11 protein-coding genes and 1 rRNA gene (1 of these 12 only partly in view) are annotated in these 13,401 nt (G+C 37.2%); 4 read left to right on the top strand and 8 right to left on the bottom strand.

What is annotated here, in order from left to right:
• The first annotated feature begins 130 nt into the window (after positions 1-130).
• Positions 131-1,870: an adenine deaminase gene (gene ade / locus IGJ00_RS13740; RefSeq protein WP_438844536.1), complete on the top strand. Its 1,740-nt coding sequence runs from the start codon at positions 131-133 to the stop codon at positions 1,868-1,870.
• Between the two features lie 51 nt (positions 1,871-1,921).
• Here the strand turns inward: ade and trmB are convergent, their stop codons facing one another.
• The 4 genes from trmB to IGJ00_RS13760 all read right to left on the bottom strand — a co-directional run bounded on the left by trmB (position 1,922) and on the right by IGJ00_RS13760 (position 5,771).
• Positions 1,922-2,572, bottom strand: coding sequence for a tRNA (guanosine(46)-N7)-methyltransferase TrmB (gene trmB, locus IGJ00_RS13745; protein WP_071867710.1), 651 nt, complete (start codon positions 2,570-2,572; stop codon positions 1,922-1,924).
• A 114-nt stretch (positions 2,573-2,686) separates the two neighbouring features.
• Positions 2,687-3,466 (bottom strand): phosphotransferase family protein, encoded by a 780-nt coding sequence (locus IGJ00_RS13750; RefSeq protein WP_071867709.1) that lies wholly within the window; start codon positions 3,464-3,466, stop codon positions 2,687-2,689.
• Between the two features lie 363 nt (positions 3,467-3,829).
• A complete protein-coding gene (locus IGJ00_RS13755; protein WP_161643454.1) occupies positions 3,830-5,041 on the bottom strand; it encodes an ABC transporter permease in 1,212 nt (403 codons plus the stop codon).
• On the bottom strand, positions 5,034-5,771 hold the full coding sequence (locus tag IGJ00_RS13760) for an ABC transporter ATP-binding protein (RefSeq protein WP_115358311.1): 738 nt from the start codon (positions 5,769-5,771) through the stop codon (positions 5,034-5,036). Before IGJ00_RS13760 ends, IGJ00_RS13755 begins: the two co-directional genes overlap by 8 nt.
• 135 nt (positions 5,772-5,906) lie before the next feature.
• Here IGJ00_RS13760 and IGJ00_RS13765 point away from each other — a divergent pair, with 135 nt between their 5' ends.
• The 3 genes from IGJ00_RS13765 (at position 5,907) to IGJ00_RS13775 (ending at position 7,891) form a co-directional block, all read left to right on the top strand.
• A complete protein-coding gene (locus IGJ00_RS13765) occupies positions 5,907-6,341 on the top strand; it encodes an HIT family protein (RefSeq protein WP_010734190.1) in 435 nt (144 codons plus the stop codon).
• Entirely contained in the window at positions 6,334-6,681 is a 348-nt protein-coding gene (locus IGJ00_RS13770) for a YtxH domain-containing protein (RefSeq protein WP_010734189.1), read from the top strand. The genes IGJ00_RS13765 and IGJ00_RS13770 overlap by 8 nt, the downstream gene beginning before the upstream one ends.
• Positions 6,682-6,862: 181 nt before the next feature.
• Positions 6,863-7,891 carry a peptidylprolyl isomerase gene (locus IGJ00_RS13775; protein ID WP_108173477.1) on the top strand — a complete coding sequence of 343 codons (1,029 nt, stop codon included), beginning with the start codon at positions 6,863-6,865 and terminating at the stop codon, positions 7,889-7,891.
• Between the two features lie 388 nt (positions 7,892-8,279).
• Here the strand turns inward: IGJ00_RS13775 and IGJ00_RS13780 are convergent, their stop codons facing one another.
• The 4 genes from IGJ00_RS13780 to rrf form a co-directional block, all read right to left on the bottom strand.
• Entirely contained in the window at positions 8,280-9,224 is a 945-nt protein-coding gene (locus IGJ00_RS13780) for a 3'-5' exoribonuclease YhaM family protein (protein ID WP_071867704.1), read from the bottom strand.
• Positions 9,208-11,931, bottom strand: a complete 2,724-nt coding sequence (locus IGJ00_RS13785) for an ATP-binding protein (RefSeq protein WP_086335203.1) — start codon at positions 11,929-11,931, stop codon at positions 9,208-9,210. Before IGJ00_RS13785 ends, IGJ00_RS13780 begins: the two co-directional genes overlap by 17 nt.
• Positions 11,928-13,142: a metallophosphoesterase family protein gene (locus IGJ00_RS13790; protein WP_438844537.1), complete on the bottom strand. Its 1,215-nt coding sequence runs from the start codon at positions 13,140-13,142 to the stop codon at positions 11,928-11,930. Before IGJ00_RS13790 ends, IGJ00_RS13785 begins: the two co-directional genes overlap by 4 nt.
• Before the next feature lie 206 nt (positions 13,143-13,348).
• Positions 13,349-13,401: ribosomal RNA gene (gene rrf, locus IGJ00_RS13795) — 5S ribosomal RNA — on the bottom strand (it continues 63 nt past the right edge of the window).

Below are 13,401 nucleotides of genomic sequence, written 5' to 3' on the forward strand. Positions count from 1 at the left end.
TTCTCTGCCCTCCAAGAAAATATACGTCTTTTTAAGATGAATCGTTTATTTTTACAAAATTTAATGAAAATCATGGGTTAAATCCGAATTTATGTTATACTAGTAAAAATTTATTTGGGGAGGTTTCAGAGTGGATTCGCACTTAAACAAACACATTGCAGTTGCAGGAAAAAAACAACCCGCTGATTTAGTTATCAAACATGCAAAAATTGTCAACGTCTTTACGAAAACAATCATGGAGGGTGATGTCGCTGTCTGCGACGAAAGAATCGTAGGTATTGGGGAATACGAAGGTACGACGATCTATGATGCAAAAGGACAGTATTTAGTTCCTGGTCTGATCGATGGTCATGTGCATATCGAAAGTTCTCTGTTAGCACCTAAAGAGTTTGCGAAAATCTCTCTATTACATGGTGTGACGACAGTAGTAACTGATCCTCACGAAATCGGAAATGTCGCCGGAAATTTGGGCCTTGAATTTATGCTGGCAGATGCAAAAGAGACGCCGATGAATATATTCATCATGCTACCTTCTTGTGTGCCTGTCACACCATTTGAAACAAGTGGCGCTGTCTTAGATGCAAAAGCACTTGCTCCTTTTCTTGAGTATCCTGAAGTACTTGGTCTAGCTGAAGTAATGAACTATCAGGCAGTCGCTTCAAATGAGCAAACGATTATCGATAAATTACAGCTGATGCATCAAAAGAACAAAAAAATCGATGGCCACGCCGCAGGAATCAACGGGGACGACTTAAACGTTTATTTAACTGCTGGCATTCGTACAGACCACGAAGCAACGACCGCCCAAGAAGCGGAGGAGCGTTTAGCGCTAGGAATGTATTTGATGATTCGAGAAGGAACCGTCGCAAAAGATCTACAGGCACTCTTACCTGCTATCACACCTGACAATTCACGTCGCTGTTTATTCGTGACCGATGATAAATTGATCGATGATCTTGTAGCAGAGGGTTCAATTGATCATATCGTTCGTCAAGCAATCTTGGCGGGAATGGATCCACTACAAGCCATCCAGATGGCTTCATTGAATGCGGCAGAATGTTTTGGTTTACAACATTTAGGGGCAGTTGCGCCAGGCTATCAGGCAGACTTTTTCTTAACAGATGACTTGAACAAGTTGCCGATCAATACCGTGTTCCATCAAGGAGAAACGGTTGTGGCAGATGGACAGTTGGCTCCTGATCTTACAGAAATAAAAAATCAGCCAGCGATTGACGCGTTACCCAAAATGGCAGTTGCACCATTTGATCCAAACTCATTGACATTGGCTTTAGATTCAACAACCGCTCATGTCATCGAGATCATTCCAAATAGTTTGTTGACAAACGATTTATTGGAGCAAGTTCAAGTCGATAATGGTTCTTTCACTCCTTCAGTGGCAGATGATCAACTAAAGATTGCTGTCATCGAACGACATCATGCTACAGGAAATATTGGTCTAGGAATTGTCAAAGGGTTCCAACTAAAAAGGGGTGCCTTAGCTACTACTGTGGCTCACGATTCACATAATATCGTCGTTGTAGGAACAAATGATGAAGATATGTGCTACGCTGCTGAACAATTAATCAAAAAAGGCGGTGGGATGATTGTTGTAGATCAACAAACTGAATTAGCTTGTTTACCATTACCTATTGGCGGTTTGATGTCACTCGAATCTTATGAAACAGTTAATCAGCAATTACTGAACTTGACTGACCAAGCGCATCAGTTAGGCGCAAGTGAAGCATTCGATCCTTTCTTGACACTTTCATTTTTAACATTATCAGTTATTCCTGAATTGAAAATCACCGATATGGGACTCTTCTCTTTTTCAAAATTTGCCTTGATTCCCGTCTGTGACCAAAAAGACTAAAAAACAAAAAAGAAGAGACAAGAACTTACAGTTCCTACTCTCTTCTTTTTTCTATTCGGTTTTGTCCACAAACTGCGCTTCTACACGATAGATCCGTTGTCCTCGAGAAGAAAACTTCTCTTCATATTCTGTCATGATATTGTCCTCAAAGTCACTTTGATGTAGATCAAGCCAGACTTTTTTTAACCGCATTCCGTATTGTGAAAAACTAGCCAACGAATATTCAAATAATCCTTGATTATCTGTTTTGAAATGAATTTCACCATTTGGTTTTAAGATCTCTTCATCGACAGCTAAAAATGTACGATACGTCAATCGTCGTTTCTCATGTCTCTTTTTAGGCCATGGATCTGAAAAATTCAAATAAATCTGATCGATCTCATTCTCTGAAAAGTACTCAGTCAAAGCGGAACCGTCCACGTGCAATAATCTTAAATTAGGTAATGGTTCCTCCAATACTTTGTCTAAAGCAATGGACACGACACTTACTTGCATTTCAATCCCGATATAATTGATTTCTGGATGAGCTTTGGCCATCCCAGTAATAAACTGTCCTTTTCCCATGCCGATCTCAATATGGATTGGTTGATCATTACCAAATAATTCTTTCCATTTTCCGCGCCATTTTGTTGGCTCGTTGATGACGATTTCTGGATGAGCAGCTAACATCTCTGCTGCATTTGGTCGGTTGCGAACACGCATCTTTTTCTTCCTCTCTATTCCTACAAAAGATTGTTCCTTGTATTTCACTGAATTTATTATAAATTGCTATTGGTATTACTCCTAAAAATAAAAAAATCAACTGAATAGCCGAGCTTAACCACTAAAAATTCGTTTAAGTTGTAAAATCTCTTCATTCATTCGTCGATAATCTTCACGTTTGCAGTAGCGTGTGATTTCTTGTAATAGGTTCATCACCGCATACCAATGTAATTTTTCTAAAATTTCATCTGTTGGTCGGATACCGTAGCTGATCAACCACTTATTCCAACTAGACAATGGCACGTAATTCCCTAAAATAGTCGCAATATCTACCGCTGGATCAGCGAACATGATTGAATCCCAATCAACTAAATATAAATAATTTTTACAGACTAACCAATTCCGATGATTGACATCTCCATGCACGACCGCTAGTTTTTCCTTGTCCACTGAAGGAATTTGTTGGCACAAATAGCGATAAACGAGTTGTAAAAATTGATTGTTTTTTAAGCTATCAGGCAAATCTTGTTCATAATATTGCAGCATTTTCTGGGGTGTCAATACCCTCCCACCAATTCGAGAAAGCATTGTTTTTAAAGACGTCGAATGATGTAGATGGTACAGTACATCAATGACATCATTTCTTTGGCCAATCTCACTAGGCGTCAACAAGCGACCTTCCAGCCATTCTTGTGCGGTCAAGGTATCGCCATCTCCTGTTCGCTTAGTCCACACTAATTTCGGCGTAATGCCTTCACGAGAGAGTGCAGCGAGCATTGGCGTTGTGTTCCTCTTGATAAAAACTTTGTCTTTATCACGCATGCCTATGTATGTTTTTCCTGTGTCACCTTTGATGGGGCGTAACCGCCACTCTTGGTCTAACTGAAACTCCATCGCGCATTCTCCCGTCCTCTACTATATGTTTGCAGTATCTATTATTCTAGTCGCCCAAGTCTTGAACGTCAAGCACATATACGTTCTTTTTCTATGTTTTACCCTCTAAAAAACCAACTTTTATCAAAATAAAAAAAGTCCCTAGTGATTTCTTCTTATTCATGAGGTTTAGCACACTCTTTTTTGTCCATGGAAAAAAAGAGGAAAGTTCGAAAAAACATAAAGTGATTTCGAACTTTCCTACAAGAATTCCTATTTATTTCTCATAAAAAAGTGAGGGTTCTCAGCTCACTTCAAACGTTACTTCTGAATTCCGAGCCAAGAAGATTCCTTTTTCTAGTCAAGCCACTTACTTTTCAAATGCTACTCCGCAATCTTCTTGATCCGAGATGGCACGTACCATTTGATTAAGAGTCCGTTGACAACAAGATACACCAAGATAGGTAGCCATCTTTCATTCCCATCAAGAACAACAGCAGCGATCACTCCAAATAAAACAGCAACAAAAGTCAATAACCACGTCAAAAGACGTTGGAGTGCTCCACTTTTTTGACTCTCTGGGATAGGATACAATTGGACCAAGATCATATAGCGAAACTGACTATATAAAGGTAATAATTGAAAGCCAATCAAATATAGAAATAATGATCCAATACCTAAAGTAAAGTATAGATCGTTGATTCCGGCGATAATGATCGAGCCAATCACTGTTAAACGTACGTACAAGCCAATAAAGTCTGATCCTCTAGCAAAGCGTCGAGCAAATAAATAAAGATACGTGTTTTTCGTTTCTTTCTTGATTCCTTGTAACACCGGATCAAGATAACGGCGCCTTTTGACTTTTGCGGTGATCTCTGGCACATCTGTAAACAAATTAATGAACTGATAGATTTGGTGCAAACGTTGTTTTTCTAATTGGATCATTTTTTCCCAGTCTAAATGAGCGGACATTTTTTTCCATAAGAACACATAATAGATGCCAGCTTGAATAGATGAAAGAATCAAGCCCAACCAAATATTCCCATAAAAAGAGAGGAGTAAGATACCAAATGACGAGACCCACCAACCATACTTAAACAAGTTTTTACGCGTTTCTTCCATACGATAAAAATCTGCTCGCTTCACTTGTAAATGACTAGACTTCAAACTCCATAGTATAAGTAGATAAACAAAAAACAGCGAAAATGGTTGTTGCGTTGAAACCACAACTAACGGCATCGCAAATCCACACACTAATCCTAGAAAAACCATAGGAAAAATACAAGAATAACGAAAAGCTCGTTGCAAATAGCCTTTCATTTCCTTTTCTTTCGGTAAAAGAAAAACTAAATCTGCTGGCTCCGCAAAAGTCGCGATTTTTCCAACGATCAAGCAAATCATCCAAATCAATGAGACGATGATACCTCCAATCGAAAAAGGAGCCTCGAGTGTTTTTAGCCAGTTAGAATAATAAAGGCCTAGACCCCCAATCAAAAATAAACAGACTAGTACAAAATGGTCGTTGAATACATAGCGTAAATATTTCATCATTTTTTTATGATGTTTTGCTAGTCTTTTTTGAAAAAAATCATTCATAACCTTGCTCCTTCGTCAATGCGATGTAGATTTCATCTAGGGATGCTTCCGGCATTCTAAAAGCAGTTTGCAACTCTGCTAACGTGCCATCTGCTCTGATTTCTCCTTCATGAAGAACAACAAAACGGTCACAATATTTTTCAGCAGTGGCTAAAATATGCGTAGACATCAAAATACCCGATCCTTCATTTTTCATCTCGACCATTAATTCCAACAAAGCATTGATTGCCAACGGATCTAGCCCTAGAAAAGGTTCGTCAATGATATACAAAGATGGCTCAATCAAAAAAGCACACAAAATCATGACTTTTTGTTTCATCCCTTTTGAAAAATTCGCTGGAAACCACTCTAAACGATTAGACAAACGAAACGTGTGTAACAATTTTTCTGCCCGTCTCATCGCGATATCCATTGGAATGTTATAAGCCATCGCCGTTACCTCAATGTGTTCTTTTAAAGTAAGTTCTTCATATAATGAAGGAGTTTCTGGAATATAACCAATTTGTTTACGATAATTTTCTACATCCTTTTTAAGAGATAACTGATTGATTTCGATTTTTCCTTTCGTTGGTTCAAGCAAACCGATAATATGCTTGATCGTTGTACTTTTTCCTGCTCCATTCAAACCAATCAACCCAACCATTTCTCCAGGTTGTACGTTAAAACTGATATCTTTCAAAACAGGTAAATGACCATAGCCACCTGTAACATGTTCGATTTTTAAACTCATATTTCTTCCTCCGTTAATATATTGTCTTCATTATACCACGAAGCAAATCACGTCCAATTATTTTTTACGTGCATTCTCATGAACTTATGTTAAAGTTGAGGTAACGAAACTTGAATAAAAGAAAGGTGTTTTTATATGGACAATTGTATTTTTTGTAAAATCATCAATCAAGAAATCCCTAGCTATAAAATCTATGAAGACGAGAAAATCTATGCGTTCTTAGATATCTCTCAATCAACTAAAGGACACACATTGATCATTCCTAAAGAACACGTAACTGATATCTTTGATTACAACGAGGAATTAGCCAGTGATGTCTTTGCCCGTATCCCAAAAATTGCTCGTTCCATCGAAAAAGCATTCCCGGAAATGGAAGGTTTAAATATTATCAATAATAATCGAGAACTAGCCTATCAAACCGTTTTTCATTCCCATATCCATTTAATTCCGCGTTATAGTAAACAAGATGACTTCTCCATTCACTTTGGAAACCATCAAGCAGATTATACAACCGAAGAAATGACTGCTATCCAAGAAAAAATCAAAGAGCAGGTGACGATTCATGGTTAAAAATTTTCTAAAAGGATTAGTATTCGGTGCTGTTACCGGTGCAGCAGCAGGATTATTATTTGCACCACGTAGTGGAAATGAGACCAGAGAGAAATTGATTGCAGAATTAGATGAAGCAACTGAATTAACCAACGAATTAAATAACAGTTTAAATCATTTTAAACACGCGTTATCTGAAACAAAAAAAACAGCTGAAACTGTTATTCCACCTTTTCAAGAATCAATCGAAAAAGACCTTGAAAATTTCAAATTCCAAGCAGAACCACGAGTTACACAAATCCAAGAACAAGTAGAAAAACTTTCGGCACATTTACCTGAAAGCTTGACAGACGTGCAATAATGATCAAAAATCAAGCACTTTTGATAACTATATGTCTTTTTCATGTACCTAGATGTATGGAATGTGACAAAAATTTGAATTTTGTTTGAAACTATCAGTCAGAACGTTTTTATTCGCTAATAGATATGGTATAGTAATATTTGTGAAAACCAATAATAAATTACAGGAGTGCAAAACTTAAATGAAAAAGAAAAAAATAATTTTAGCTGCGACAAGTGCGTTAGCTATTCTAACACTAGCAGCTTGTTCTGGTGGCGGGGATACAAACAAGGATATCGTAACCATGAAAGGCGGCACAATCACCGTCGCTGATTTTTATGAAAAAGCAAAATCTGAATCCGCTAACCAACAATTACTTCAACAAATGGTGATCTATGATGTATTCAATAGCAAATACAATGACAAAGTTTCAGATAAAGAAGTAGATGCTGAATATAATAAAACAAAAGAAACTTATGGTGACAGCTTCGAGACACAATTAGAATCTGCAGGATTTACAGAAGAAAGCTATAAAGAATTCCTTCGTAATAATCTTGTCTTTAAAGCTGGGATCGAATCTCATGTGAAATTGACAGATGAAGACTTGAAGAAAACGTGGGAAACATTCCATCCAGAAGTAGAAGCACAAATCATCAAAGTTGCTAGTGAAGACGAAGCAAAAGAAGTTAAGAAATCAGCTGATGACGGCAAAGATTTCGAAGAACTAGCGAAAGAAAAATCAACAGATACAACTAAAGACGATGGTGGTAATATCAAGTTTGACTCAGAAACACAAACTGTTCCATCTGAAGTAAAAGAAGCTGCCTTCAAACTTAAAGACGGTGAGATCTCAGATGTGATCACTGCAACAAATCCTTCTACTTACGCAACAGAATACTATGTCGTTAAAATGGTGAAAAACCAAGATAAAGGAAACGACATGGATAAATTCAAAGATCAATTAGAAGAAATTGCGACTCAAGCAAAAGTAAATGACAGCGAATTTACAACAAAAGTAATCGGTGAAGAACTAAAAGAAGCGAATGTAAAAATCAAAGATGACGCATTCCAAAACATCTTGACACCATTTACTTCAGCTACGACAAGTACATCTTCAACTGAAGACTCAGCAACAGAAAGCTCAGCAACAAAGAGTTCTGAAACAAAATCAACTGATTCTACTGAAGCATCTGAAACAGAGCAAAGTACGACTGAATCAACAAACGAATAAGCACTATACGCTTCTAGACATTAAAAATACACGCTAGAGAAAATATTTAAAAAGTGGTTTAGGAAGAGAGAAGTCTTCCTAAACCACTTTTTTGAATACGATCAGTTCTCATTATCCATCTCTGCTAACGGAAAGTAAAAAATTCTTTGGGTTCATAAAAAAATGTTTGGGGAAAAAGTCCTTTAGAACCACCTAAAAGCGAATAAACGGCGGGAACAAAAATCCTCTCTTCGGAAATAAAGCGACATCCACAAAAGGTGAAAAACAACTTTCGTGGATGTCGTCTTATTTATCGAGGCTAAATACTTCTGTCTCGACCTCTTTAAAACTAATGAGATGATATCAATAAATTGTTACGTATCTTTCATTATCTATCGAACAATTACCATCATTTCTGTTTTGGTACATAAAAACTACGATTATCAAGACCAAATATTCGATCTGTATATTTCCCTGGCTCTGTTTGACGAATTGCAGTAGACATCATTTGCATCGAAGCATCGATCGTGTCGATCTGGTGTAAGACTTCAGCTTCCATGATTCGAGGTCGAACAGGCGAACCATATTCTAACAATCCATGATGTGATAGAACCATATGACGTAAGATCAGCACATCTTCTTCTTCCTCACTGATTTTCAACGCTAAACAAGCTTTTGTGATTTCTTCGTCAATTAAAACTAAATGCCCTACTAAATTACCCGCTAATGTGTATTCTGTTGCCATTGAGCCGGACAACTCGATCACTTTTCCTAAATCATGTAAGATAATCCCCGCATAAAGTAGTGGGCGATTCAATTCAGGGTATTCATCAGCAATCGCTTTACCTAAGTGTAACATCGATACTGTATGATAAGCCAATCCACTAGCAAATGCGTGATGATTTCGTTTTGCTGCTGGATATTCAAAAAATTGTTTTTGGTATTTATTGAGTAAATAACGCACGATTCGATTCCAATGTGCATTTGTAATCTCAAATAGCAATTGGTTGATTTCTTCTTCCATTTCTTCTTTTCTTAATGGTGCTCTTTCCATGTACAAACTTGGATCACTCGGTTCATCAACTTTTGTTAAACGCATATGCAAGATTTTAACTTGAGGATTCCCTTGATAGACCTCGCGTTTACCATTTAAAAAAACAACTGTTCCCGGTGTAAATTTTTTGATCTCGTCCTCTGATGCATCCCAATATTTGCCATCAATTGTTCCTGATGTATCTTGAAATGTAAAAGCGATAAATTTCTTACCGTTCTTAGCGATTCTTACATCTGCATTTTTGATCAAAACGAATTGTTCGAATTGTTCATCAACGACTAATTCACGTATTTTTTTCACTATTTGCACCTTCTAACTTTCTCACAGATTGTTCTAGCTCATGATAATAGCTTACCATTTCTTGATCAGAAGACAAGCAGATTACTTGATAGGTTTTGCTAAATTCAGCTAGTAGTTTAGCTAAACGGTATTTTCTCTTATGGTCGTAGTGTAGCCAGCCATCATCAATGATCACTGGACAGATCGAACGTTTCGCTTCCAAAGCAAGATATGCAAAACGCATCGCCATGATCATCTGGTCCTTTGTCCCTGTCGATAGTTCATAAATTGGAAACTCATCTGTACCATTTGTTAATGTCAATGTATCGTTTTTCAATTGTATTTCTTGGTACTGTCGATCAGTTAGGATACTTAGATAGTCTCCAGCTAATTTGAGTAACTGTGGTAATTGCCGTTCACTTAATTCTGTCGAAAGATCACCTAAAAATGTCCCAGCAATCACTAAGCCGCCCCACTCTTCAAATAAAGTTTGTAGTTGAGCTTTTTGTAGACTTTCCTGTTGATATAATTCATCTAATGTCCCATCTTGTTGTAATCCCTCAATTTGCAACTGTAAGCGTTGACGTTGCTCACTTTTCCTACTTTCTTCCCTCTTTAGTTCTTGCAATCGTTCGGATTCACGAGCAATCTGAGTCTGCAATTGACTATAAGTAATGACAGTTTTAAAAATAGGGGAAAGAATATGCTCCAATTCTTCAAAACGTGCTTGTTGTTGCTTCGTTTGCTCCGCCTTTTGTAAAAAAATCGGTACTTCTGATGGGTAAGAAAGTTTTGCTTCAGTAAATTGTTCCTTGTATTCTTCTAACCACATTTTTTGTTTCTTTTTCAATGCGTTGATTTCTTGCTTCAACAAAGTATTTTGTTGATAACTTCTAGCATATTTCATTTGTTCCATTTCTTGGATGAACGTGGTTAATAGAGCCATTTTTTCCGAGAGAGATTTATGCTGGAGCGGTAACCATTCTTTTGCTAGGTCAAGTTCCCCTTCTAGCTGTAAGAGTTGTTCCTGTATCTCTCGTTCTCGTTGTTGTTTTTTTTGAAAAACAGCATAAAGCTTTTGATAATCTGTTACTTCTTGGCCCTCATTTTTCATCGTTTCAATCGTGTTCATTATTCCTAATGAGTGATGATAGGCAAAATCAGCCACTGATTGTTCCATTTTTTGTTGCTTTCGTTTATTCTCATTGATTGTTTGAGTAATCTCTTCTAATTGTGCCAATACAATATCCAGTTGCCCTAGTTTCTCTTGCCACTTCCCTTTGATTTCTGGCAAATTTTGGTCTGTAGTGTTCTTAGATGTTCTACGAGTAAACGTATAGCCAACCACTCCCAAAGCAAGCAATGGCCCCAATATTTTTCCAGGCATAGGTAAGAACAAACCAATTACAGCTAACACTAACGCACCAATGTAAAATTTGAAAAAAGATTGTTTTTCTGGAACATCTTGGATCGGCCTTGTTTGGATCAGCGTTGGGTGGGCTAGTTCTAATTCATTGATCTCTGCTTCTAGTGTTTGTTGCTGTTCCTTCACAATATCAAAACGAATCGCTAACTGACTGTGTTCATCATTTAATTGTTGCACCAGCGTATACAAAGAACGCCACTCTGGATCATCAATAAATTCCTGTGGCCGTTGCAATCGATCCCAGCGCCAACGTTGCTCCAATATTTTCAATTCTGACGCTGTTTCCCTTGTCTCTACTTGCAGTCTCTGCCACTCATCCATTAATTGTTCAGTTGAAAATTGCTTTTGCTGTAGTGCTTTCAATTCTTGTTCTTGTTCTAAATAAAAATAATAACGTGCAGACTGCTGATCCATCCCACTATGTCGCTCTAACGAAGCCTCAAGTTCTTCCAGGCGTTCGTTCATTTGTTGATAACGTTTGGTAAATACTTCTAAATCTTGTATTAATGATTCATCCGGTACTTCAGCTAGCATATTTTTTTTCAGTGATTGCCACTCTTCATATAAAGAGAAATTCAATTCTTGTTGATGATACAACGTAAGTTTTTGATTGATTTGTTCGATATCATGCACTAAGAGCTGTTGTTGTTCCGCTAGTCGTTGTTCCTCCATGATCCATTCACTATAGATTGCCTCTTGCTCTTGCTTTTGATGAATCTTTTCTTGTAGTTGTTTCCATTCATTTAGTCGCTGATTAATCACTAATTTTTGACCTTTTCTTTTAAATAACTTATCAGCTGATTGATAATATTCTTGTCTTTTTTGAAAGACATGAGAACTTCCAGTGATCCCTAATGAGATCAACGCATCATGCAATTCTTTTTCTGTTAAATGAGCAAGTTCACTCAGTTGTTCTTGTTGAAATGTAAAAACCTGCTGGAATAACTCTTTCGTCAAAGGTGAAAGTAGTTTTTCTAAGAGTTCGTCACTTCCACTTTGACCATTGAATGTGACCTTCGACTTGCCTCGATTCTGTTGTTTATATCTTTCCACATAAATTTCTCCATGTATGGGATGATTCAGCCATAATTTCCCACCATATGCAGAACCGTCTCGCGGTGTGTAGTCTTTCTTTTTCTTTCCTTTAGAAGGAAAACCAAAAAGGATGGCTTGGATGAATTGATAGATCGTTGACTTTCCCGCTTCATTTTCACCGTAAATTAACTGATTGCCAGAGGTAAAATCAAAGGTTTGTTGACGCCACTTTCCAAAAGCTGCTATTTCGATTTTTAAAATATTCATTCAGTACCCCCCTCAAACAAAAAGTCTTGCCGAATGATTTCTTGGGCCTTTTGTATCGTAGATTCTTGAAAATCCGGTAGCAGATCCAACACTTTGATTGCCTCTTGATTTGTGTAGGCTTCTTGTAATATATGCTGAAAATCTTCTTTTGTTTGGTAATTTTCGAATAGTTGTTCAAACATCAATGTTGAAGCAGACAAAGAAATTTTCACCTTGTTATCTCTTTCTAAAGTAGATATACGCCAAATAACTAAATTCGAAAATTTCCTGTTTGTTTCTTCCTTCAAATAATCTAATAATTCTCCAGAATGAATACGATCCAACACTTCCTGATCTAAGTGTTCATAATCAATGATCTCAAATTCAACGAGTGTCATCTTATTGGGTTCCACTAATTCTTGTTGGATTTTCTTCAATACATCCGTCGTTTGTTTCACTTCTCTGAGAGAAATTTGCTGGCGTTTCCAATAAACCTCTGCTACTTTTATAGGTGTTGTTCGACAAGACGCTCCTTGAAGTTCAACTAGAACTATTGAAGTCGCTGACTCTTCTTTTTTTGTATGTCCTTGTGGTGCACCAGGATAAAGAATTGTTCCTTTTTCATTTAATTTAGTTGGCACATGGATATGGCCTAACGCCCAGTAGTCATAGCCTTTTGCTTCCATTTGCTTTGCTTGAAATGGTGCATAATTCCCATGAGTTGACCCAATTTCACCATGATAGAGTCCAATATGATAGTCGACAGCAAAACGTTGGGGAAATTCAGGTACCTTTTCCTCAGTGATCCATTGTTTTGTGTAACTAAAACCACTGAGTGCGATCGTTTCACCAACATCCGTCGTCATTTGCAGTGTCTCTACAGTTTCCGAAGTAAACAAAGAAAGATTCTCGGGGAATTCAAACCAATATCTCTCTTTTTGATAAAAATCATGATTACCAAATGTTAAAAAAACTGAGATATTGTGTTCTCCTAAGCGCTTGATTTGTTCCGAAAAATGCTTTTGGATCTTTAGCGAAGGACGATTCTGGTGGAAGCTATCCCCTACCAGTAAAACAAAATCAACCTGATGTTTGATTGCTTGTTCCACAAGATTTTCAAGTACGGTCAAATTAGCCCGTAATAATTTCTTTTGAACTTTTCCATCAATTTCCACTAATCCTTCAAATGAACGATCTATATGCAAATCTGCCGCATGAATAAATTTGACCATTAAGCTACTACCTCCCTATATATAAGATAATAAAATACAAGTTTGTCTGTATCGCTTTACTAAAACAGATCGATATCTGTTGGCTTTTTTGGTTTATACATGGTTTATCATAACATTTCCATTGCTTTTTTTCAGCAAAAAACCGAAAATTTGTTCGCATCCAGACAAAAAAAAACAGCTGAACTTTCGTTCAACTGTTTTCATTTGCGTGGCGGCGTCCTACTCTCACAAGGGGCAACCCCTCACTACAATCGGCGCT

The organism is Enterococcus sp. AZ062 (assembly GCF_051715065.1).
Lineage (GTDB): Bacteria > Bacillota > Bacilli > Lactobacillales > Enterococcaceae > Enterococcus_B > Enterococcus_B mundtii.

Excerpts from the sequence above, each read along its gene's own strand:
- IGJ00_RS13790 (WP_438844537.1), bottom strand. The coding sequence starts at position 13,142 with ATGGTCAAATTTATTCATGCGGCAGATTTGCATATAGATCGTTCATTT.
- IGJ00_RS13760 (WP_115358311.1), bottom strand. The coding sequence starts at position 5,771 with ATGAGTTTAAAAATCGAACATGTTACAGGTGGCTATGGTCATTTACCT.
- IGJ00_RS13770 (WP_010734189.1), top strand. The coding sequence starts at position 6,334 with ATGGTTAAAAATTTTCTAAAAGGATTAGTATTCGGTGCTGTTACCGGT.
- IGJ00_RS13755 (WP_161643454.1), bottom strand. The coding sequence starts at position 5,041 with ATGAATGATTTTTTTCAAAAAAGACTAGCAAAACATCATAAAAAAATG.
- trmB (WP_071867710.1), bottom strand. The coding sequence starts at position 2,572 with ATGCGTGTTCGCAACCGACCAAATGCAGCAGAGATGTTAGCTGCTCAT.
- IGJ00_RS13750 (WP_071867709.1), bottom strand. The coding sequence starts at position 3,466 with ATGGAGTTTCAGTTAGACCAAGAGTGGCGGTTACGCCCCATCAAAGGT.
- IGJ00_RS13785 (WP_086335203.1), bottom strand. The coding sequence starts at position 11,931 with ATGAATATTTTAAAAATCGAAATAGCAGCTTTTGGAAAGTGGCGTCAA.
- IGJ00_RS13775 (WP_108173477.1), top strand. The coding sequence starts at position 6,863 with ATGAAAAAGAAAAAAATAATTTTAGCTGCGACAAGTGCGTTAGCTATT.
- IGJ00_RS13765 (WP_010734190.1), top strand. The coding sequence starts at position 5,907 with ATGGACAATTGTATTTTTTGTAAAATCATCAATCAAGAAATCCCTAGC.